Raw genomic sequence first — 20,661 nt, forward strand, 5'->3', positions numbered from 1 at the left:
GAAACTTTTTTCTGAAGTATATTAGTGTTATTAAAAGCAAACAAAAATAGTTATTGTTTGCTTTTTACTAAGGTGAATGGATTTTTTTCCAATGGTGATGTATTTATGAGCGTGCGAACATCATTTCTATTTCTATGTATCTCTCTCTAATTCCGATGCAGTATTCAAGTAGCGCAGACTTCCTTACGTAAGTTCACGTTTACATAACTGAAAGTACGTTTTCTAACGTGACCAGTTGTGATCTAATCGCACTACGTATTTAGTTGTGTATATCTTTCTTAATAAATATGATAATCTCACTATTGGAAGCAAGTGTTAAGTCATTAAAGCGAATTGAGAGTGATAGTATGTTTGTGTTTTTTGCGTTATTTGGTTTTCTATTTATTTTGATTGGGACTGTCGGCTTACTTATTAAAGCAATCTTTAAAAAGTCGAAGAGGAAGTTTGGCATTCTCGCTTTAGTAGGTATTGCGATGTTCATCGTAGCTGTAGTCATTTCACCAGATGATATAGAGCCAGAGAAAGAGAACGCTGATTCAGTAGAACAGACACCTACGGATGAACCTGTTGAAACGAAGAAGGAAGCACCTGAAAAAGAGTCTGTAGAAGAAATAGAAAAACCTGAAAAGACAATATCTAAAGAAGTTGAAGAAAAATCCGTTCCAGTCGTAGTACCTTCAAAAAACAATTCTTCAAAAGTAACTCCTGAAAAACTAAAAGACTCCACAGAGACAAGCGGTACGACAGCGAGAATCCCTGTAGAATTAGTAAAAGTTATAGACGGTGATACGATTAAGATTATATATAACGGCAAGGAGCAAAACGTTCGATACTTGTTGATCGACACGCCTGAAACTAATCATCCTAGACTAGGTAAGCAACCGTTTGGGGATGAAGCTAAGGCTAGAAATAAAGAGCTAATAGAGAGCGGTACGCTAGAAATTGAATTCGATGTCGGAGAGCGCTTTGATAAATACAACCGTTTACTTGCCTATATTTATGTAGACGGAAAAAACATTCAAAAAATCTTGTTGAGTGAAGGGTTAGCCCGTGTGGCGTACATCTATCCTCCAAATACTCGATACGTGGATCCGTATGAGAAGACACAAGCGATAGCGAAAGAAAAGAAGTTGGGTATTTGGTCAGTTGAAGATTATGCAACGGACACAGGCTTTAACGCACAGGCAGTAAAAGAGAAACCTGCAGAACCGGCACCTCAAAAAGCGACACCAGCACCTAACTCTTTAAAAACAGAACAACCAGTTGTTCCTGCGCCTGCTCCAGCACCTGCAGCTAAACCAACACCACCAGTTCAAAGCACAGAATTTTTTCAAAATTGTACAGAACTAAGGAAGACCTATCCTAACGGTGTACCAAGCAGTCATCCCGCTTATCAATCTAAAATGGATCGCGATAAAGACGGATTTGCTTGCGAACGATAAAAGTAGGGCTCTTTAAATAGTAGTTAAATAAAAAAACCGTGCGAAATCAAGTTACAAACTTGGTTTCACACGGTTTTAATTTTGCATCATTATTTCTTTATCCATTTCGACTCAACAGGAATCCCTGCATCGGCAAATAGATTATATACCGGACATCTTCTTTCCACTTCTGTTTTCAATTGCTCGATCGCTGCATCTGATTCATTCGTCGTGATTTCACAAACAAAACGTACTTTTTGGAAATGCGTTTTTACGCCTTCTTCCCCCATCAAACCTCGAGAATCTACGATACCCGTTGTATCAAAATTGATAGCTGTAAAAACAAAGCCTTGTTCGTTCGCAATTAGTGGAATCATCACTGCTTTACAGCCATTTAGTGCTGCCGCGATAAACTCGAGTGGATTTGCACCAGTATCTGTTCCGCCTAAATGAACAGGCTCATCCATCGGAAATCCTTCAAAGTCGCGGATCGTATGTGTAGAGCGAACCCCTTCATCCCACTTCGCTGTAGCCGCAATCTTGACTAACGTGTTGTTTGTTGTTGACATAACACCCATCCCCTTTTAATTCATACTAATATAATATGTATTGTAGCATATAAAAGTATTGAATGAAATAGGTATTGAGAATTTATTGTAAGAATTAACAGATATCTTTAAACTAAGTGGAAAGTATACGACGAGATCAGCTGATCAGCCATTATACACTTTGACTCGCTTAATAAATAATGAACAGATGAAACCAAGAATTGATATAACGGTCGCAAATAAAAATGCATTTTGTACACCTGAAATGACGGCTTCCGCTTGATGAGCAGCTGTAATGGGGTCGCTGATATTTCGTAAAAATGTATTTTGTGACGTGTTTAATATAGTAATACCAATCGCTGTACCTATTGCTCCAGACGTTTGTATCGCAGAGTTAACGATCGCCGTACCATCCGGGTAGCGGTTTAGCTGTAGCGAGTTAATCCCATTTGTTTGAGATGGAGTCGTCACCATCGACATGCTCATCATTAATAACATAAAGAAGATGATAATTAAATAAAAACTAGTTGTCGATGAAATCGTAGCAAAAAATAATGCAGCCACTGTACTCATTGCAAATCCACCAATTACTAAGCCGCGCGGACCATATCGATCAAAAATTCGACCACTAACCATCGACATAATCCCGTTAAAAATACCACCTGGCAACAGTAACAGACCTGCTTTCGAAGCAGATAAACCAAGCCCTGCTTGCATAAATAAAGGCAATAAAATATTGGAAGAGAATATAATGAGGTTAGCAAACAACGTAATGATTATGCCTAACGTAAACATTGGATGCTTAAACACTTCCAAATGAAGCATCGGTTCTTCAATAGATAATTGACGAAAACCATAAATAACGAGAGCGGTCAAACCGGTTACAAACGCTACAATCACAATCGGACTTGACCATCCTTCACTTTCGCCTGCATAGCTAAACCCAAAGACAATGCCGCCAAAACCAATGGTAGATAAAATAATGGATAACACATCAATCTTTTGCTTCTGAACAGCAGATAAATTCGGCAAGTAAATGATACCAAATAGTAATGCAAAAACAAGGATCGGTGCAATCATCCAAAATATCATATGCCAATTGAAATAATCAATAATTAATCCAGCAGATATTGGACCAATAGCAGGCGCAAACATCATCACAAGGCCTACTAAACCCATTGCAGTCCCTCTTTTCCATGGTGGAAAGAGAATAAGAACCGTATGGAATAACAATGGCACTAATAAACCCGTACCGATTGCTTGAATAATTCGTCCTGTTAACAATATCGTGAAACTCGGGGAAACCGCTGCAATCAGTACACCCACGATAGAAAAACTCATACTCGTTATAAAAAGATTCCTTGTTGGAACACGTTTTATTAGTAATCCTGAAACAGGAATGATAATACCGAGCACGAGTAAATATCCTGTAGTTAACCACTGCGCTGTAGAGGCAGAAATAGCGAATTCCTTTATCAAGTCATTCATCGTCATATTTAATGCGGTTTCGCTAAACAATCCGATAAACCCACCAATCAATAGCACAGTCATGATTGGGGCGACTTTTAACTCTTTCCTTTTTATCTTTTCTTGTATTGAATCCTCCATCTATCGAACCTTCCTTCATAACTTTTACAGACCATAAAAAATAAGATAACATCTAGCCACTGTGATAGCTAGATATTACCTCAGAAAAGTGCTTAAATAGAGTGTTTGGGAAGGATTCAAACGTTCATATGTTTTCATATATAGTATTATTTCTCGCTTTTCATCAAAAAGCATAAGATATATCTACTAATTATTGTATCATTTCAGCCGGAGTAATCGCTTCATATGGAAGAGATGTCGTGCTGATTTTCGTAATGAACCAATTATCACGGCCCGGTTCGGGATTCTTTTCTACCGTAATTACTTTATGCCCTTTGCCGAAACTCGCATAGGAAGTGATCAGGTCATATGCAAGAGTAAATTGTTGCGTTGTATCACTGTTTTTATTTACATGGACAATATGAATAGTTGACACCCACGGACTGGATTGCCCAGTTACCCAATGGTCTTTTGCAAATTGCTTTTCTGTTCGTTTTTGAAGTGCTGGGGATAGTACTGCATGCTGAACGGCGCCGCTCCGGTTTTGCACTCCTAGTATCCATAATTCAACCGTTTGTAAAGGATTTCTAGTTTGTAATCCATATATAAATGAACGTAATTGACTATCCATATACGTAGTCACCTTTCAAAATACGTTTCTATCATTGTATGTTTTGAAAGATTTTTCAAGTACTAAATATTACTGCTGTTATCGTGCCTGTTGATAGGATTCTAAATTACTGGTTACTAAAATCAATCAGTACCATGTCATGATTAAGCTACTTTATTCCTTTTATAATTGATTATGACGATCTTTAGTAGCCTCATCTAAAGTAGTTTGTATGGAGTGACTGTTTAAAAATTCGTGTAAGACAATTTCAGCACGATCCATGACCTCTTTAATTCGACAAACACGTTGATCTTTTTCTTGCTCTAGTAATTGTCCATTACTTTCATCTATCAATAATGTATGTTGTTTAGAATCTGAATTGGAACAAGTAAACATGTTTTGTCTTCCTTCAGTGGACAAAATAACATCCAAAAACGTGATATCACTAGCTGGACGTGATAATTCATATCCACCTTTTACGCCAGGAACGGCTCGTATGATTCCATCTTTCCGTAACTGAGTCATAATTTTCGATAAATAACTCTCCGATACGTTTAGCTTATTGGATAATTCTTTAATACCTACTTTGTCTTCGCTCTCTGAATTAGCCAAATAAACTAAGGCATGTAGCGCATAATCCGTACTTTTCGCAAATTGCATTCTTTCAACTCCATTCACTGTATTTCTTCACGTTTAAAACTATCCATACTATCTATAATAGACAATTGAAAACCCTCCGAAAACTATTTGAACGTACTGTTTATTCATCTTGTCCTTTTACTAAAATAGTCTCTTTATCTCGATAAAGCATAAAACTCGCTAACATAAATGATAGTACATCAGCGATAGGGAATGCAAGAAAGACTCCGTACACTCCGAAATAAATCGGTAAGATTATCACTAAAGGTACCAAGAAAAACACTTGTCTGGAAAGAGACAGAATTAAAGCTTGTCTAGGTTTCCCTATAGCTTGGTAAACACCTCCGGCAATAATTTGTACGCCCACAATAAAATAAAGCGAAAAAATAATCTGCATTGCTTTTGATCCTATTTCTATAAATTCTGGATCGCGTGTGAAAATCCCCATTGCATACTCAGGGAATATTTGAACGAGAAGAACGACGACTACAGAGATCATGACAACATACCTGAGAGATAACCATATCGTCTTTCTCATTCTTTCATATAGTTTTGCACCATAGTTGTACCCTACAATTGGTAACATTCCCTGCATGATTCCATTAATCGGCATAACCGCAAAGGCGATGACACGTTGGGCGACACCATAAGCTGCTAGATACACATCTCCTCCATATCGTAGCAACATCGTATTGATCACTATAGCTACTAAGCTAAATGATGCCGTGTGTACAAAGGTTGGAAATCCTATAGCGATAATCTCTTTTAAAGTAGAAATCCTCATTCTAATATAGTTAAGATGAATGGTAAGTGAGCTATAGCCTTTATGATAATATATTAAAATGATTATGGTCATTATCGCGTGTGAGATTACAGTTGCTATCCCAGCTCCCATAACACCTAAACCAAAGCCGAAATCGAATATAAGTATAGGATCTAGAATTATGTTAAGTATGGCAGGGATCATCATTGCATACATTGCAAATTTAGCATTTCCCTCTGCACGTATCACTATATTTGTTGCCATTGAAAAACTAACAAAAATGAAACCCAAAAGAATAGGTAGCATATAAGCAGAAGCATACCCAATAATGTTTTCAGTTGCTCCAAATAATATCAAAAGATCATCTAATAAAAAAATTCCAACTAGTATACTTACTATACTAATGAGCAGAAGCAAATATATATATGTCCCGAAAATCTTGTTCGACTCGTTGATTCGTTTTTCTCCTAATCTTCTAGCTATTACAGAAGACGTACCCACTCCTACAGATGCTGCTAATGTCATAACAATCATCATTACAGGGAAAGAAACAGTCAAACCTGCAACTGCATGTACACCTTCCGCAAGTGAAATATAGAACATATCAACGAGATTGTATAAAGCCATGACGAATATACCTATCATTGCAGGTATAGATAAATTCATTATTAATTTAGATGGTTTTTCAGTTCGAAGTTTGTCACTAGAATTCGGCTTTTCTTTTGAACGCATTTAATACTCCTTTTTACAGTACCTACTAAAACTAGTTGCTAAATTAAATTAACAACTAGTTCAATACTGTTTTATTTATTTTTTTGTGCCACAACTATATAAACAGATTGGTTAGCCAATTTAGTTTGAGGATACAGAACATCGACGAGGTCAAAGCCAGCAGCAAGAATTTCTTCTTTCATATTTTCCGATGAAACTCTCGGACCAGTTGATAACTCTGATTTCTCTAATTCAATGCAAAGGAACATTCCTTTATTTTTTAAGACTCTATATACTTCGCCTAATGCAAGCGAAAGTGGTTTCACTTCGTGAAGTGATATTGAAGCGACAGCCTTATCAAATTCTTCGTCACCTAGTTGTAGATCTTTGAAATCTGATACAAGCGTTTTAATATTGGTAATTCCATTTTCTTCAGCTTTTGTTTCCAAGTATTTTAAAATGTCTTCATCAAAATCAAGTGCTGTCACTTCATCTACATAGTTAGAAATGGGAAGACTCATATAACCAACTCCCGCTCCAAGATCTACTAATTTGTCCTCTTTATTAAGTGATAAGAACTGAAATAACTCTTCAGCAGAGCTTCTCTCTATATTCTCCAGATTATTAATTTTCCTCAGTAATTTTTCATTCATTTCGTTTCCTCTTTTCATTATAGATATTTTGAATCTACAATTACTATAATTGATGTAGTATTATTTGTAAACATTTTTGTTTCACAGGATATGAAGACTGCATCATTTAGTAAAAGCTTTCTTGCTATATCATTAGCGGCAAAGTAATCGCAAAACAAATAAAAAAAACAAACGGTCCCTATACGTAAAGGTGTCGTTTGTTTTTGTGCATATGTTTTTAGCGTTTTAAACCGATATTCCAATTGCTACTTCTTTATAACAAAAAAGAGGTTTTCATGAATCTAAGCTAAAGACGGTTTACATTTTGCCTTGCGGTACTTACAATTCATGCTTTTCTTTATTATACAATCTGACCCAATTCTAGCGTAATGAAGATTCATTGACTGCATAAGCTGCTCTTTTATACGAGACGGTTCTCCAATGATTCAATCGCTAATTTAAGTGCGATTATACGTCGTTCGTTCACTGTTTTTTGAGGACTACCCTTCTTTGCTTTTGCTAATTGTTTATCAATAGACGGAATGATACTTAGTAAAATTTCCGTAGATTGTACAATTGTTTCTCTGTCGTAGAAGAAATCTCCATTACACCAAACGCCATGTAAGCTCTCCAACCCAACCTTTACAGCGTCGCGCCGTTTTTTCACAAGTGTTGTATTGGAACCTTTTACCGTCATACTTGTATAAGCATTCGATAGTTTAGTAAAAGTCGACTCTAAAGATTTAATGGACAATTCTTGTACTTCTTGGCTAACCGTTTTCATGTAGAAACCTCATCTTTCATTTCAAATAATGTTAAGCCTATACGTTTTTATACAGGTACTTAAATTGCAGGAGTGAAAGGCCAATTCTACCATTGCAACTTAAGCTTTTCACTCCCTATACTCTGCACTTACAAAATGAAAGTTATGCTATTTTAATCGGTGTTTCTTTGACAATTTTATAAACTGCTATAGCCATAATTGTTGCTATAGCGAATGATGCAATCATCGCAACTACAACATTCGGTACTGGAATTTCAAAGTTAAATAACCCCATTAACGGTTTCGGTGTATTGAACGACCATAGTAAGTCATTTACAGATACGACTACAAGAGCGACTACAATGGTTACAAATCCACCAGCGCCTCCATAACGATAAAATCCTAATCCGATGAGCCATCCAACTAGAAAATAGATCATCACTACGAAGAAATAAGAGACACTAGTCAGTAACCAGCTGTTTACTCCAAGTGAGGATAATACAACTTCTTTAAATACATTGATGTTAAAGATACGTACTATCCAAGTTAGAATGGTTGTTAGACCTATGACAGTAATCGCTAAGCCTATCGCTGACAGCAACGCTCCTTGAAAATACGACTTTCTAGTAACACCATACTTCACATACAGGGTGAGGAATACTGAACTTGAAATGATCCCACACACGAGCATAAAGATTGTGGTTGTTTGAAATGTAAAAGTTAGTAACGACATCGATCTTATATCTGGTTCATCGAGGAACCAAACAATTGCAATGTACGCAATATACAAAATCGGCAAATACCACGCGACCCATTTCATTTGGGCCAAGTACAGATCAGCACCTATTTTCTTTCCCATTGCGTTCATTTTACATTCCCTCCTTCGTTAAATGAATAAATAATTCATGAAGTGAAACGTTTCCAATTTCTAGATCTTTTCGATTTATTTCGTCCGCTTTTTCTTCCGTCAATTCCCCGTACAGCATCATCGATTTTGTGCCACCTAGCTGCTCTTCATTTAATACATGAAGTCCGGCGACCACCTCTATTACATCGCTAGTTGGACCTGTAACAGAATACCCTCTTTCTAAAAGAGTATCTACTTCCTCTTGAAGTAATAATGTACCTTGATGAATAATCAACACTTCGTCAAATAAGTATTCCATTTCTGAAATTAAGTGTGTAGATAAAATGAAAATTCGAGGATTGCGTGCTTGCTCTTCTAACACTTCATTGTAAAAAATTTCACGTGTTGGAGCATCCATCCCTTGATAAGCCTCGTCAAAAATCGTGACTGGAGTTCTACTCGCTAACCCGATGGTTACATTAAAAGCTGACTGCATACCTGCTGATAACTTCCTTAGTGGTTTATTTGTTGGAAGGTGAAATAGTTGAACTAATTGTTCCGCATATTTTCGATCAAATGTTGGACGAAAGCGCTCGGCTAGATCAAAGTATTTAGTGATTGTGTCATGATTATCTTTATAGTCTGTTTGGTGAACAAACGTTACTTGAGCCATTGCTTTCTCGTTTTCAAAAATGTTCACTCCATCTATTTTCATTTCCCCACTCGTCGCTTTTCGGTAGGCGGCTAATACAGATAGTAGACTTGTTTTTCCGGCACCATTGCGCCCGATCAATCCATAAACTTTCCCATTTTCCAACGTGAAGTTAATATCTTGTAACGCTTCAAACTCGTTATAAGAAACACGTATGTTAGTTGCCTCCACTTTTCTAGTCATCCTGTACACTCCCTCTCAATTTTTCTATTATTTTCACGATATCATGGTCCATCAACTTCAGTTTTTCCGCTTCTTTTAACATTGGCCAAACAAACTCCTCAGCGAATCCTTCCCTTCGTTTGAGTATCAATTTTTCTTTTGCACCTTCCATCACAAACATTCCTACACCCCTTTTTTTATAAATAATCTCTTCTTCAACAAGGAGATTAATTCCCTTCGAAACCGTAATGTGATTAATTTTATAAAACTGAACGAGCTGGTTCGTCGATGGTATTTGATCATGTTCTTGTAGTTGATTATTCATAATTTGATCTTCAATCATTTCTTTTACTTGAAGGTAAATAGGCTTTTTATCATCCAATGATTTGCTCATCGCTTACGTCACCTCTTCTCATGATATGCTGTACTTAGTTATATGGTTATATGGTTATGTATATAACCATATAACAGAACAAATTTTTAGTCAACTAAAAAAACGATCACTTTGAATGTGATCGTTTTTCTACTATAGGCTTATTCAATAGAATGGATAGAAAATAGATGTTACTCTAATTGATCAACTTCTTTTTTTACGCTTTCTTCGTCTCACCATAAACTTAACAAGCAAAGCTAGTAAGCCAATAAGCGTAAGCAAAACTGCGTAGACGGTTAGGATGATTCCATTCGGGTTTTTAAGGATGGCCCAAATGTTCGCATCATGCTCTACGATTTTCCTGCCATGTGTTTGCTCGTAATATGTCGGTACTTGAGCAACACCGTTGACCTTATTAAAGGACTTGAAGTAATTCGCAATGGCATACCATTCTTTCACTTCTTGGTGCTCATTCATATAAATGATTTGGTCTTCAAAGTTTATCACCGGTGTACCTTCCTTAGTCTTCGGCACAACAGATAGGATTCCGAACGACTTTTCATTTACGAAAGGAAGCATTTGAACGGAATATAAGCCACCGATCACACGATAGAGTTTTTCATCGTCGATTTCTGTGTTTACCCCATCTATAGACTGCAAACTGATGTCGGTTACTTTATTGAAAATGAAACGATTCGGATTAAACGTATAACTCAAACCCGCTATATACAGTTGAACTTCATTCATAATAGGCGTAATAGAGGCATCGACTTCTGCAATGGTTTTCAATTCTTTACCGGTCAAATATATGTCCAGAAGTGGATAGCCAGAAATTTCATCAGGACCGATACCTAAAGAATTTGCATTGAAGACGTTTGAAACCGTGATCTCGCCTTCGCTAAATGAATCCCTGATCGTCCCGACCGGAACTACTGCTGCAGCGATTGGTTCATATTTGTCTCCTTCGAGTTGTTGAATCATGCGAATGAAAGAGTCGCCTATCAAGTTTCCAATGGGTTCTTCTTTTTGCTCAATTCCTAACATAGAAAAAGGCGTAAAATCGAATGGAGAATAGGCTAACATTTCATCAAACATCATTCCAAAATCATTGAGGTAGTTTTCTTGAATTACTTCTTTGTATGTCTCAATTGTTTTAGTGATTGTTGAATCCAAAGGAAGAGAATCGTCAATTGGCCGTAATTCATAATTATTAACTGTCCATTTATTGGTTTCATTTCGTGTAATATTGAGGATGCCTAGATTTTCTCCATATTGCCCCGCCGACCCTAAGATAGTAGAACCTACGATAATCGGCTCCACTAGTGTCGTATGACTATGCCCACTAATAATGACATCAATGTCGGGAACTTTTTTGGCGATAATTTCATCTTCGGACTGCGACGGAATATCTGACGTACCTGAATGTGAAAGAGCGATGACTAGGTCTACATGTTCTTCATTCTTCAATGTAGCAACCGTGGACTTGGCACTTTCCACCGCGTCATCAAACGTCACACCGGACATAGGTGCATTGCCAGCTGCTTCTTCTCCCATTAACCCAACGATGCCAATTTTGATACCTTTACGTTCTATTACGATATACTCTTTAACGTCATATTCGTCCATCGCTTTTTTTAATGTTCGAATGTTGCTAGGTATCTTGCCGTTTTCATCTTTTGGGAAAATCGTATTCGAAGCAACGATACTAGGCAATTCTTCACCACTGTCTAACGCAGCACGTAAACTACTCGCTAAACCTTCTGCTCTAAAGTCGAATTCATGATTCCCTAGTGTAGTCACGTCATACCCCATCCGCCCCATCATCTGTAAGCCTGGTGCATCTGTTGAATAAATCGTTTGAAACAATGTCCCCATCGCAAAATCTCCAGCATCAATTAGAATTGCATCGGGATCGATGTCTCTTTGTTCAGCTATCGCGCTATGCAATCTAGCATATCCGCCGACTGATAACTTTTTTTCTCCTCTTTTTACTTCAAACGGCAGAAAATTGTCGTGTAAATCATGCGTAAATAGGATCGTGATCGATTCTTTAGCCGAATCAGCATTTCCTTTTGGAGCATCTAAAATAGTGATGGTTACTAGAAGTAGAATAATTAAAAGGGACTTGACTAGTATTTTCGTAATGATGATGTCCTCCTCTTAAGGATGTATATGTATGAAGCGTACATATCATATACTGTCGAGCTTAAACTTCACGCCGATTCTTTCATCTGGTGATAATTGACTTTTCCATAGATCATAGCTTTTTTTCATCATTTCCTGGGAAAGTTTTTCTGCTTGCTGATCATCACCTGATAATGCATAGGATAATAACTTCTTATAATAACTGAGTGAAGCTTCACGACGAAATGAGCTTTCAAAGTATTTTAACGCCATTCTCACATAAGCTGGTTCAAAACTGTTTAGCACGAGCGAAAAGAGTGGATTCTCTGATAATCGAGCTAACTCTTTTTGAACTTTCCAATCATATGACGCAAAAGCTTCCGCAGTGTCTGTTAATTCATCGATTTCAGCGAGAAGTCCCACGACTTTAGGATAATTGAGTAGTACCGCTTTTTGTACATATTGAGGTGTTAGCGCAATACGCAATTCCAAAAAGTAGAGGACGAACGCATCTGGCACTTGATCAAAGTACTCTATAATATCCACGATGGTAGTAATATTTCCCCCGTTCCAGTAATCATTGACTATAGCGCGCTGTCCTTTTCGCAATGTCAGCCAGCCTCCGTGACTCAGGCGCTGTAAAACTTCGCGAATGGCGGGCCGTCCCAGTTCATACAGCGCCGCCAGTTCTCTTTCCGTTTCGATTTGACTGCCCGCCACATATTCACCTTGAAGAATGGCTTTAATCAATTCTTTTTCAACAATTGCTGTTCGATTCATGGCTAGATCTCCTTTATTCAACACTTACGTACGATTCTCTAAGTTTTTAGCGGTATCGCTTTTACCGACCTCTTTTTGATCTTTATACGTACCGAATGTTTTATCGATAACTGTATGCGTTACGCCGAACCAGTAGTTTTCATTTTTAAAATGATGCCAAAGATGTGCTTTTTTAATACGTCTTCCCATTTCGGTACGCGGTTGAATGGGACGATGCGCAATATAATGTTTCCATTCGTAATACATGAAATAGGCGATAATTCCTGCCAGATAAGCAATCGTAAATAGCCAACTACCTGTTATGAAATAGAAAACTAGTGCGAAAATAGTAAAGCCAGGCAAGCTGAACCAAATCGGCAAAAATAATAGTTTTAAATTTGCCGGATCTACGTGATGATCAAAATGTAATCGTTTAATCGTTTTCAACAAAAATGGATTCGTTGGCGTTTTCATATGGAATAAAAATCGATGAATCAAATACTCACTCATGGCATAAGTAGCCATTCCTATAATGAAGGAAATCCACACACCAAAGGAGAATGCATGTAACAGACTATAGCTTATGAGCGGAATAAATAGCACCAACATTATCGTAATATCCGGAAACGTAACGAACTCTTTCATATATTTCGTATTCATGAACCGTCCTCCTATCTTATAGTCGATCTATCTATGAAGCATGGAGCTGATAATACTTGGTGGTAAGACCAGAATTCACCTTGGAGTTACCAAAACTATATAACATTCTGAATTAATAGTCAATTGTGTTTTCGAGAAATTAAAAAGCACTGTAAAATAAGCCAACATCAATATGTCTTCTGTAGGTGCTATTTTATTCCTCCGGTAATAAATACATGGTATAATGCTCAAGCGGCAAGTTATGAATAGCAACGAACTTATTTCAGCTAAGGATATCTGCTTCTGGTTGTCGCCAGGGTAGGTATCCTTTGTTGCGTCAAAATACGTTTCATGAACATGTTCTTTGCGTCAGTCTTTTTTAGAAAGGAAGTAAATTGTGTCCTCATTACAAATTGTTCAAGTACGTTATCCAAAAGCAATGGCTTTTACTCTGATGTTTGGAGCTTTTATCGGGTTATTTGGTGAAACAGCTTTAAATATGGCACTTACTAATATTATGGCGGACTTCTCGGTCAACTCCGCTACCGCTCAGTGGTTGACAACAGGATACTTATTAACGCTCGGTATTCTAGTACCTGTGTCTTCTCTCTTAATTCGGTGGTTTACTACGAAACAATTGCTCGTTGCGTCTTTGGCCTTTTCCATAGCCGGTTCATTTTTAGCTGGTTTCGCTCCGAGTTTTGCTGTGTTATTTATAGGTCGTGTCGTGCAAGCGATTGGAACAGGAATACTATTACCATTAATGATGAACGTCATTTTATTAATATTCCCGATCCATAAACGCGGTGCCGTTATGGGCGTCATGGGGCTTGTGATCACGACAGCTCCTGCGATTGGACCTGCGTTGTCCGGATTAATCGTCGACACACTCGGTTGGTCATATATCTTCTGGGTCAGCTTGGTGTTTTATGTAGGATTGATCGTATTTGGTCTCAAGCAAATTGACAACGTCTCACAAATCACGAAACCAGCGATTGATGTCGTTTCGATTGTATTATCAACGGTTGGATTTGGTGGAGTCATTTATAGTTTAAGTACTATGGCTGAAAAGTCTTTAACGTCCGCATACGTTTATCTTCCATTAATAGTCGGTTTCGTTTCTCTACTTTTATTTGCCGTAAGACAGTTCAAGATGAAGCACCCCATGATCAATTTACGTGTGTTTAAATATCCGATGTTCACGTTAGGGGTCGTGCTATTGTTCATCGGCATGTTTTTAATTCTATCTTCAGCTATTTTACTTCCTCTGTATATGCGAACATCTTTGCTCGTCAGCGCAGCAGTCGCAGGATTTGCTTTGCTACCAGGTAGCGCTATGAACGCATTGTTGTCTCCTATCATAGGCATGCTGTCGGACAAGTTCGGTGTCAAAAAGATCTTACCGATCGGCTTTTTATTTACAGCGGTCGCAAGTGTGTTATTTATCGTCATTATTTCGGCTGAAACGCCAATTTGGCAAGTGGTCATCGCATTCCTAATCTATTTTGTAGGTATTTCTATGATTATTATGCCTGCTCAAACGAATGGATTAAATGAATTGCCGCGCGAACTTTACGCGGACGGCTCAGCTGTCATGAATACCTTACAACAAATTGCAGGCGCTACAGGAACGGCGTTGGCGATTACATTTATGATACATGGGCAAAATGTATTTTTAGAAACTTCACCTAGTGCTTCGGCTGCTGAAATGATTGCGGCGGGTACGAAATATGCGTTTTACTTTATCGCTGGATTCGCTATTGTTGGATTCATTGCGTCATTGTTTGTGAAACGGGTTCGGGTGTAAGTGGACACAGTTGGTAGAGGTACCAGGTCCCAACACAATTCTAAATAGTGTCTGGACCTGGCCAGTTAAACTGAAGATGAAAAGACCGCTAATTAGTCTCCATTAGCGGTCTTCCTTATTGGAAAAAGTACTTAGTCATGAAAACGCAACGTTAGTTTAGTACTTAAATACTTACTCACTTCTTAAAGACATACTTCTTCCCATCCTGGCTAGTTACGATCAGCTGGGTGTTAGTGACCGACATATGCTTTCCTTGGAGATTCGACAGTTTACTAGTCTTCTTATCCAGCAAGCTATACTTATAAATACCTGTCTTATTGAAGTAATACATCGTCGAATGATCGTACAGCACGGATGCATTGTTTTGATTTTCATTTGGAATAAACGACTTTTCTTTTGGATCCTCATAAAATAGAATTCTTGCATCAAAATCGCGTTCTTTTTTTCTGTCCGATCCATTCATTGCGACAGAGTTGAGTGTCAACTTACTATCTTTCGGGATGTTAGGCGTTCGGTAATAGTCTCTTTTCGTTGCTTCATTTGTATAATAGATGCGGTCATTCCAAATAAATACGTTCCGCATCGTCTCACCGAAAAGTGAAGGCATGATCATAGAATCTTTGGATCCCGTAAAACGTTCTGTTTTCGTACGAATGACGCCATACTCCATCGGCAATTCTGAAGCTTGGCCAATTGCACGTAAATAGGGAATGAATACTTCATCATTATAGACAATTACATCAAACCAATTTTCCATATAACTAATCCAAACCCCGTCGCTACCTTCGAAATCTAGCTTACTCAAGATCTCTTCACTTTTATTCGTTTTCAAATCTTTTTTCATCAATCCATTACCTATACTGTACGAAAAACCATTCTGCTCAACTGTTTTTCCTTTCTGGCTGACATATGAATGGTAACGACTGAGTTTCATCGAATCGTCAAGCGCTCGTGTCAGAAATGCCGAAAACTGTGCGCGCGTCACCGATTGAGATGGCATGTATTTGCCTTCTGATCCGCCAGCAATGCGTTGTTTGGCAATGCCGTTAATATCAGCATACGCCCAGTGCGCCGGAACTACATCAACAAAAGTTGGTTCGCTGTCAAACGGTATATTGAATGAACGGCGTAAAATGGCTGCCATTTGCGCACGTGATGTATTTTCTCCTGGGCGCATTAACCCATGGTCTCCACGGAGAATTCCTTTTTCATTTACCGTTGCGAGAATTTTATAATAAGAGGACTTCTTTGAAACATCTTTAAACACAACGTTTGGATTTTCCACGAGTGGAATCTTTAGAGCTTTGATCAGCATGGCGGATGCTTGTGCTCGCGTGATCGGTTCATTCGGTTTGAATGTACCATCTGGGTATCCTCCAATAATGTTTCGGTCATATAAATACTTGATCTCTTTCTGTGCCCAATGGCCTTTCATATCCGTAAACTCGGCCGCATGTGCTGGAAACGGCATGGCTGGAACTATGAGTAGTAATGCGATGAACGCCGCTGTAAGTTTTTTCTTCATCTGTTTCTCTCCTTTATAAGTAATTTGTGCTGTGTACTTTCGCCACTTACGCACCGTACAGACGGAGATATTTAGAAAAAGTTTCAAATAAAAATACCAAGTCCTCACATATTCGTGCAGGGACTTGGTATATAAATAGTTCACGCTTAGTAAATGACACGTTTACCAAGTGACAAATGGTGGTGATCCAGGTGGCGCATTTTGTATCATATCCACTAAAGGAATCACATAACCGAATGCGACAATGAACAGCATAACTATAATCCATACAGTCCATCGTTCTGTCCACTTCGGTGTCTCACTTGCATTCTCTTCACCTTGGGCAATCGGAAATTCTGTATTTCCTTTTGGTGCGAAGAACATTAAGTTGAAGACGATATAAACAATCATCACGAGAGCTATAGTTAATAATGTTCCTCCGACCGCTAGTAATAGTAAGTATGGATCCCAACTTGCAGCCGTTGCACTATCACCATACGTTGTGTAAGAAGTTCTTCTTGGAGCACCTAGTAGACCTACCGTATGCATTCCTCCGGCCATGAATACCATTCCTATAGTCCAAATAAGTGTTTGAATTACACCTAATTTATTCATTGCTGGCGTAAGCGTCCGTTTGGATAAATAAGGTATTAACCAATACATTGCACCGAAGAAAGTCAACACCGCTGTCACTCCGACGGTTATATGGAAATGACCTACAACCCAAAGCGAATTATGAACGACTTGATTCAATTGGTTCGCGTTTTGCGCTATACCGCCAGCTCCACCTGGAATGAAGAAGATCATCGCGATCATAGGGGCAAGGAAACGAACATCTCCCCAAGGCATTTTCTTAATCCAGCCAAAGACTCCTTTTGCTCCTTTTTTCTTGCCGACACGAGCGAATACGAAGAACATCGCAAATGCGGTCATTAAGGACGGGAAGCCGATTACCATGCTCATTAGCGCATGTGTAAGTTTAATTCCTTCTGACATTCCTGGGTCAACAATTTGATGATGAAAACCGCCTGGGATATTCGATACAACTAACAGGATGACCACTACTCTCGTTAATGTATCACTGAATAAGCGCCCACCAATCACTTTCGGTACGACTACATACCATAATGAAACTGCCGTTAAGTACCAAATGTTTACAAACGTATGTCCGAAGCTCCAAAATAACGTTCTACTGAGCATGACATTAATTGTTTCCGTCCAACCAAACGCCCATGGGATCAGCATTAACACTTCTGCTGTTACGCCAAGGCTTCCGAAGAATAGAAGAATAAATACACCCATCGCAAAGAACCCTAGTAACGGTATATGTTTGCCACGATTTCTTTTTCTCCACTTAGCGATTTGGGTGAATCCACCAAACGCAGCAATCCAAATCCCTGCGACTACAATAAATAAGCCCACATAGAACCAAGGAGATGCTTTCATAGGCGGATAAAATGTATACATCACGGATGCATTCCCCATTACGACTTGCGTAACAACGAGTACTACTCCTACCAGCATAGTGATGAGAGAAATCCACCCCATCTTCCTAACGATCGGAAATAAACCGTCCATCGTGTGAGAAAGTATCGAGTAAAAATAAGCAATTACAAACAACACAGAGAACACTAAAACTAATAAAATACCATGTGCAGTTAAGACTTGATAGTAATTAAAGTTTGTAGGTAGTTCAAGTAATCCTGCACGATTAAGTCCTTGAAGTAAACCTAAAAGTCCACCTACCAACAAGGTGATAAAAGCTATGGAGAAATACGTTAACGTAAGACGAGAGTCTAGTCTATTACTTCCTGACATAGTACTGATTTGATTTTCAATTGTTTCCATTTGATTCACCTCCTATTTCACTATGATTTTCATGCTCATCAATTGGTGTCCGACACCACAATATTCATTACAAATGGCTAAATATTCACCGGGTTTCTTAAACTTTTGTTTCGCTTCTTGAATATGTCCTGGCATGATCATGGCGTTTAAATTTGTACCAATTACTTGGAAACCATGCATGACATCTATAGAAGTCATTTTAAAATGAACAGTCGCGCCAGCAGGTATTTCAATTACATTTGGCTCAAACGAAAAGGCGCGTAATATCATGACGACTTCGTATTCGTTATCGCCAATCTTTGAAATTCCAGGATTATCAAACGGTGCTGTCTCTTCAACTTTTTCTGGATCAATCATGCCTACACCACTTGGCGGGCCTTGGCCTAATGCAAAAGTCTGGACTCCACTATAGACTACTGCGATGACCAACATAGAAGCTGCTAAGAAAAGCCAAATTTTTTCATATCGATGCATTTTCATTTGAATACCTCCTTATAGTCGTACTGTAAAGAAAATAAATAATATTACCCAAAACAAAGCGATTCCGCCTCCAACAAACAGTATAGAAGCATACATAGCATTTCTGAATGAACTTTCATCCACTACTTCCTCCTTGTTCACTCGTTCGTTTGGTGAATTCTTCATTTTATCCCCCCCTTTATAAGTGATTGACGAAAATACATAAAGCAAATCTACGATGTCTGCTCTATGAGTGATGGACCATAATACTATTGTAAAATTAATATAACCCAGCCCTTTTAAAAATTCATAAGTTTATTACACTCTGTTTAAATGCAATAACTATTGATATTAGTATAAACATAACATAATTAATACTAATATTGTATTAATTACTAGAATATTCCGTTAATTATTAAAGTGTTTTTATTATATTAAAATAACTATTAACAGATTTTCGCTTTTTTGATTTGTGGTTAGCGAGGATGATTTTGCTGTTTTTCATTTTATGTATATGGAGTGATCCATTCATCGCATCAGTTGTTCCATAAGCTATTTTAGTGTTACGTAACCCCTAGCTTTAGTATGAAACAAGGAGCGGACTTACACCTTGATGTGCATCAAGTTTTTATATTCTATTTCTCACCACGATGAATTAAAATATTTGAGCGCATTACGTAAGTTTCTTGTGAATGTACTTTAATTGGATTTTTACATAGCCCCCAAAAACGTATTACTTCCTTTCTGTTATGTAACTATAGATCAACGTACAGACAGATATATCCGCAAATCGTTTCATCGTATTGATCATATATTTATAGTCAGAAGCAGATTTGTTCGCAAGTGAAAATAGCGCCAAGTCCCAACACTATTATCATCGCAAGAAAATTTGCTATGATGGGGTTATTCCTACTGAAGAAAGGATCGATAACAGATGCTGCAATGGATTTCGAAACGTTTAACACTTACCGGCACACCGCTTGAGCAGATCAGCCAAGTTCAGAAGCTTTTCGCCGAGCAGTTCGAATTTGAAAACTTGGATGTTTTGCTTGCGAATGAAGAACCTATTACAGAGCAATACCTGGAAGATAAAATGATGAAACAAGGACGTGGCGGCCTTTGCTATGAACTTAATGGCCTGCTGTATACCGTACTTAGAGATTTAGGCTTTCCTGTACAACTCGCTGCTGGCACTGTATGGGCACCCTCGCCACGAAACAGCTTCGTCATGGCACAGACACACGTTGTGAACTTGCTCGAATACGAAGATACGCTGTACTTGATCGATAGTGGTTTCGGTAACAACCTTGTGATGCAGCCTGTCGCATTAGATGGAGAACCTGTCACTTCACCTGCCGGCACATTCCGGTTGCGAAGCGAAACGACTGAAAAAGGCACGATGGTATTTGAACAAATAAAAGATACCGGCTGGGAACTTCGCTACGCCCTCCATCCCGACGCAATCGACTGGGAACATTTGGACCATGTGAAACAGCAGATTCACCACAGCCCAGAATCTTCATTCAATAAAGAGTTGCTCATTGCTAAATTAACAGATGACGGCACGTACTCGATTAATGAAGAGCGTTACTATCGTAAGTGTAATGGCGACGAAGAAACTCTGCCGTTCCAAGATCACGGTGAACTACTCGATCAAGTAAGACGGCATGCTGCGCCAGCTGTTTATGAAGCAACTGTGAATTATATTAATGAACAAAAACCCTCCAACGACTAATTTAGGTCGCTGGAGGGT

At 38.3% G+C, this 20,661-nt stretch carries 20 protein-coding genes; 3 read left to right on the top strand and 17 right to left on the bottom strand.

The window, feature by feature from the left end; genetic code table 11:
• Positions 1-347 precede the first annotated feature (347 nt).
• Positions 348-1,442, top strand: coding sequence for a thermonuclease family protein (locus CSV68_RS07540; protein ID WP_233190387.1), 1,095 nt, complete (start codon positions 348-350; stop codon positions 1,440-1,442).
• 89 nt (positions 1,443-1,531) lie between these two features.
• Here CSV68_RS07540 and CSV68_RS07545 read toward each other — a convergent pair whose 3' ends face one another.
• The 13 genes from CSV68_RS07545 to CSV68_RS07605 all read right to left on the bottom strand — a co-directional run bounded on the left by CSV68_RS07545 (position 1,532) and on the right by CSV68_RS07605 (position 13,311).
• On the bottom strand, positions 1,532-1,990 hold the full coding sequence (locus CSV68_RS07545; protein ID WP_099633363.1) for an OsmC family protein: 459 nt from the start codon (positions 1,988-1,990) through the stop codon (positions 1,532-1,534).
• Positions 1,991-2,134: 144 nt separating this feature from the next.
• Positions 2,135-3,577 carry a DHA2 family efflux MFS transporter permease subunit gene (locus CSV68_RS07550; protein WP_099633362.1) on the bottom strand — a complete coding sequence of 481 codons (1,443 nt, stop codon included), beginning with the start codon at positions 3,575-3,577 and terminating at the stop codon, positions 2,135-2,137.
• Between the two features lie 190 nt (positions 3,578-3,767).
• Complete coding sequence (locus CSV68_RS07555) at positions 3,768-4,187, bottom strand: hypothetical protein (protein ID WP_099633361.1); 420 nt, start codon at positions 4,185-4,187, stop codon at positions 3,768-3,770.
• A 162-nt stretch (positions 4,188-4,349) separates the two neighbouring features.
• The gene (locus CSV68_RS07560; protein WP_099633360.1) at positions 4,350-4,826 is read right to left on the bottom strand and encodes an RrF2 family transcriptional regulator; all 477 of its coding nucleotides are present in this window, start codon (positions 4,824-4,826) and stop codon (positions 4,350-4,352) included.
• A gap of 100 nt (positions 4,827-4,926) precedes the next feature.
• The gene (locus CSV68_RS07565; protein ID WP_099661819.1) at positions 4,927-6,300 is read right to left on the bottom strand and encodes an MATE family efflux transporter; all 1,374 of its coding nucleotides are present in this window, start codon (positions 6,298-6,300) and stop codon (positions 4,927-4,929) included.
• A 71-nt stretch (positions 6,301-6,371) separates the two neighbouring features.
• Positions 6,372-6,932, bottom strand: a complete 561-nt coding sequence (locus CSV68_RS07570; protein WP_099633358.1) for a class I SAM-dependent methyltransferase — start codon at positions 6,930-6,932, stop codon at positions 6,372-6,374.
• A gap of 400 nt (positions 6,933-7,332) precedes the next feature.
• On the bottom strand, positions 7,333-7,695 hold the full coding sequence (locus tag CSV68_RS07575) for a hypothetical protein (RefSeq protein WP_099633357.1): 363 nt from the start codon (positions 7,693-7,695) through the stop codon (positions 7,333-7,335).
• Between the two features lie 142 nt (positions 7,696-7,837).
• Positions 7,838-8,542 carry a hypothetical protein gene (locus CSV68_RS07580; protein WP_099633356.1) on the bottom strand — a complete coding sequence of 235 codons (705 nt, stop codon included), beginning with the start codon at positions 8,540-8,542 and terminating at the stop codon, positions 7,838-7,840.
• A gap of 1 nt (position 8,543) precedes the next feature.
• Positions 8,544-9,416, bottom strand: coding sequence for an ATP-binding cassette domain-containing protein (locus CSV68_RS07585; RefSeq protein WP_099633355.1), 873 nt, complete (start codon positions 9,414-9,416; stop codon positions 8,544-8,546).
• Complete coding sequence (locus CSV68_RS07590) at positions 9,409-9,789, bottom strand: GntR family transcriptional regulator (protein ID WP_099633354.1); 381 nt, start codon at positions 9,787-9,789, stop codon at positions 9,409-9,411. The genes CSV68_RS07585 and CSV68_RS07590 overlap by 8 nt, the downstream gene beginning before the upstream one ends.
• 183 nt (positions 9,790-9,972) lie before the next feature.
• Positions 9,973-11,919 carry a bifunctional metallophosphatase/5'-nucleotidase gene (locus CSV68_RS07595; protein ID WP_368665177.1) on the bottom strand — a complete coding sequence of 649 codons (1,947 nt, stop codon included), beginning with the start codon at positions 11,917-11,919 and terminating at the stop codon, positions 9,973-9,975.
• A gap of 39 nt (positions 11,920-11,958) precedes the next feature.
• Positions 11,959-12,672, bottom strand: a complete 714-nt coding sequence (locus tag CSV68_RS07600; protein WP_099633352.1) for a GntR family transcriptional regulator — start codon at positions 12,670-12,672, stop codon at positions 11,959-11,961.
• Between the two features lie 24 nt (positions 12,673-12,696).
• Positions 12,697-13,311 carry a sterol desaturase family protein gene (locus tag CSV68_RS07605; RefSeq protein ID WP_099661821.1) on the bottom strand — a complete coding sequence of 205 codons (615 nt, stop codon included), beginning with the start codon at positions 13,309-13,311 and terminating at the stop codon, positions 12,697-12,699.
• 418 nt (positions 13,312-13,729) lie between these two features.
• On the opposite strand from CSV68_RS07605, the gene CSV68_RS07610 reads away from it, so the two are divergent.
• Entirely contained in the window at positions 13,730-15,097 is a 1,368-nt protein-coding gene (locus tag CSV68_RS07610; protein ID WP_099633589.1) for a DHA2 family efflux MFS transporter permease subunit, read from the top strand.
• 175 nt (positions 15,098-15,272) lie between these two features.
• Here CSV68_RS07610 and CSV68_RS07615 read toward each other — a convergent pair whose 3' ends face one another.
• The 4 genes from CSV68_RS07615 to CSV68_RS17145 form a co-directional block, all read right to left on the bottom strand.
• Entirely contained in the window at positions 15,273-16,622 is a 1,350-nt protein-coding gene (locus CSV68_RS07615; protein ID WP_099661822.1) for an S-layer homology domain-containing protein, read from the bottom strand.
• A 162-nt stretch (positions 16,623-16,784) separates the two neighbouring features.
• Positions 16,785-18,449, bottom strand: coding sequence for a cbb3-type cytochrome c oxidase subunit I (locus CSV68_RS07620; protein ID WP_099661823.1), 1,665 nt, complete (start codon positions 18,447-18,449; stop codon positions 16,785-16,787).
• Positions 18,450-18,461: 12 nt separating this feature from the next.
• Positions 18,462-18,929, bottom strand: coding sequence for a cytochrome c oxidase subunit II (locus tag CSV68_RS07625; RefSeq protein ID WP_099625284.1), 468 nt, complete (start codon positions 18,927-18,929; stop codon positions 18,462-18,464).
• A gap of 12 nt (positions 18,930-18,941) precedes the next feature.
• Positions 18,942-19,094, bottom strand: a complete 153-nt coding sequence (locus tag CSV68_RS17145) for a hypothetical protein (RefSeq protein WP_158233504.1) — start codon at positions 19,092-19,094, stop codon at positions 18,942-18,944.
• Between the two features lie 748 nt (positions 19,095-19,842).
• Between CSV68_RS17145 and CSV68_RS07630 the strand changes: the two genes are divergently transcribed.
• Positions 19,843-20,643 (top strand): arylamine N-acetyltransferase family protein, encoded by an 801-nt coding sequence (locus CSV68_RS07630; RefSeq protein WP_099661824.1) that lies wholly within the window; start codon positions 19,843-19,845, stop codon positions 20,641-20,643.
• Positions 20,644-20,661: the final 18 nt, after the last annotated feature.

This window comes from Sporosarcina sp. P29, from assembly GCF_002743265.1.
GTDB lineage: Bacteria > Bacillota > Bacilli > Bacillales_A > Planococcaceae > Sporosarcina.

What these genes read in the sequence shown, in the direction of transcription:
- CSV68_RS07540 (WP_233190387.1), top strand. Translation starts at nt 348, where the DNA reads ATGTTTGTGTTTTTTGCGTTATTTGGTTTTCTATTTATTTTGATTGGG.
- CSV68_RS07545 (WP_099633363.1), bottom strand. Translation starts at nt 1,990, where the DNA reads ATGTCAACAACAAACAACACGTTAGTCAAGATTGCGGCTACAGCGAAG.
- CSV68_RS07550 (WP_099633362.1), bottom strand. Translation starts at nt 3,577, where the DNA reads ATGGAGGATTCAATACAAGAAAAGATAAAAAGGAAAGAGTTAAAAGTC.
- CSV68_RS07555 (WP_099633361.1), bottom strand. Translation starts at nt 4,187, where the DNA reads ATGGATAGTCAATTACGTTCATTTATATATGGATTACAAACTAGAAAT.
- CSV68_RS07560 (WP_099633360.1), bottom strand. Translation starts at nt 4,826, where the DNA reads ATGCAATTTGCGAAAAGTACGGATTATGCGCTACATGCCTTAGTTTAT.
- CSV68_RS07565 (WP_099661819.1), bottom strand. Translation starts at nt 6,300, where the DNA reads ATGCGTTCAAAAGAAAAGCCGAATTCTAGTGACAAACTTCGAACTGAA.
- CSV68_RS07570 (WP_099633358.1), bottom strand. Translation starts at nt 6,932, where the DNA reads ATGAATGAAAAATTACTGAGGAAAATTAATAATCTGGAGAATATAGAG.
- CSV68_RS07575 (WP_099633357.1), bottom strand. Translation starts at nt 7,695, where the DNA reads ATGAAAACGGTTAGCCAAGAAGTACAAGAATTGTCCATTAAATCTTTA.
- CSV68_RS07580 (WP_099633356.1), bottom strand. Translation starts at nt 8,542, where the DNA reads ATGAACGCAATGGGAAAGAAAATAGGTGCTGATCTGTACTTGGCCCAA.
- CSV68_RS07585 (WP_099633355.1), bottom strand. Translation starts at nt 9,416, where the DNA reads ATGACTAGAAAAGTGGAGGCAACTAACATACGTGTTTCTTATAACGAG.
- CSV68_RS07590 (WP_099633354.1), bottom strand. Translation starts at nt 9,789, where the DNA reads ATGAGCAAATCATTGGATGATAAAAAGCCTATTTACCTTCAAGTAAAA.
- CSV68_RS07600 (WP_099633352.1), bottom strand. Translation starts at nt 12,672, where the DNA reads ATGAATCGAACAGCAATTGTTGAAAAAGAATTGATTAAAGCCATTCTT.
- CSV68_RS07605 (WP_099661821.1), bottom strand. Translation starts at nt 13,311, where the DNA reads ATGAATACGAAATATATGAAAGAGTTCGTTACGTTTCCGGATATTACG.
- CSV68_RS07610 (WP_099633589.1), top strand. Translation starts at nt 13,730, where the DNA reads ATGGCTTTTACTCTGATGTTTGGAGCTTTTATCGGGTTATTTGGTGAA.
- CSV68_RS07615 (WP_099661822.1), bottom strand. Translation starts at nt 16,622, where the DNA reads ATGAAGAAAAAACTTACAGCGGCGTTCATCGCATTACTACTCATAGTT.
- CSV68_RS07620 (WP_099661823.1), bottom strand. Translation starts at nt 18,449, where the DNA reads ATGGAAACAATTGAAAATCAAATCAGTACTATGTCAGGAAGTAATAGA.
- CSV68_RS07625 (WP_099625284.1), bottom strand. Translation starts at nt 18,929, where the DNA reads ATGAAAATGCATCGATATGAAAAAATTTGGCTTTTCTTAGCAGCTTCT.
- CSV68_RS17145 (WP_158233504.1), bottom strand. Translation starts at nt 19,094, where the DNA reads ATGAAGAATTCACCAAACGAACGAGTGAACAAGGAGGAAGTAGTGGAT.
- CSV68_RS07630 (WP_099661824.1), top strand. Translation starts at nt 19,843, where the DNA reads ATGCTGCAATGGATTTCGAAACGTTTAACACTTACCGGCACACCGCTT.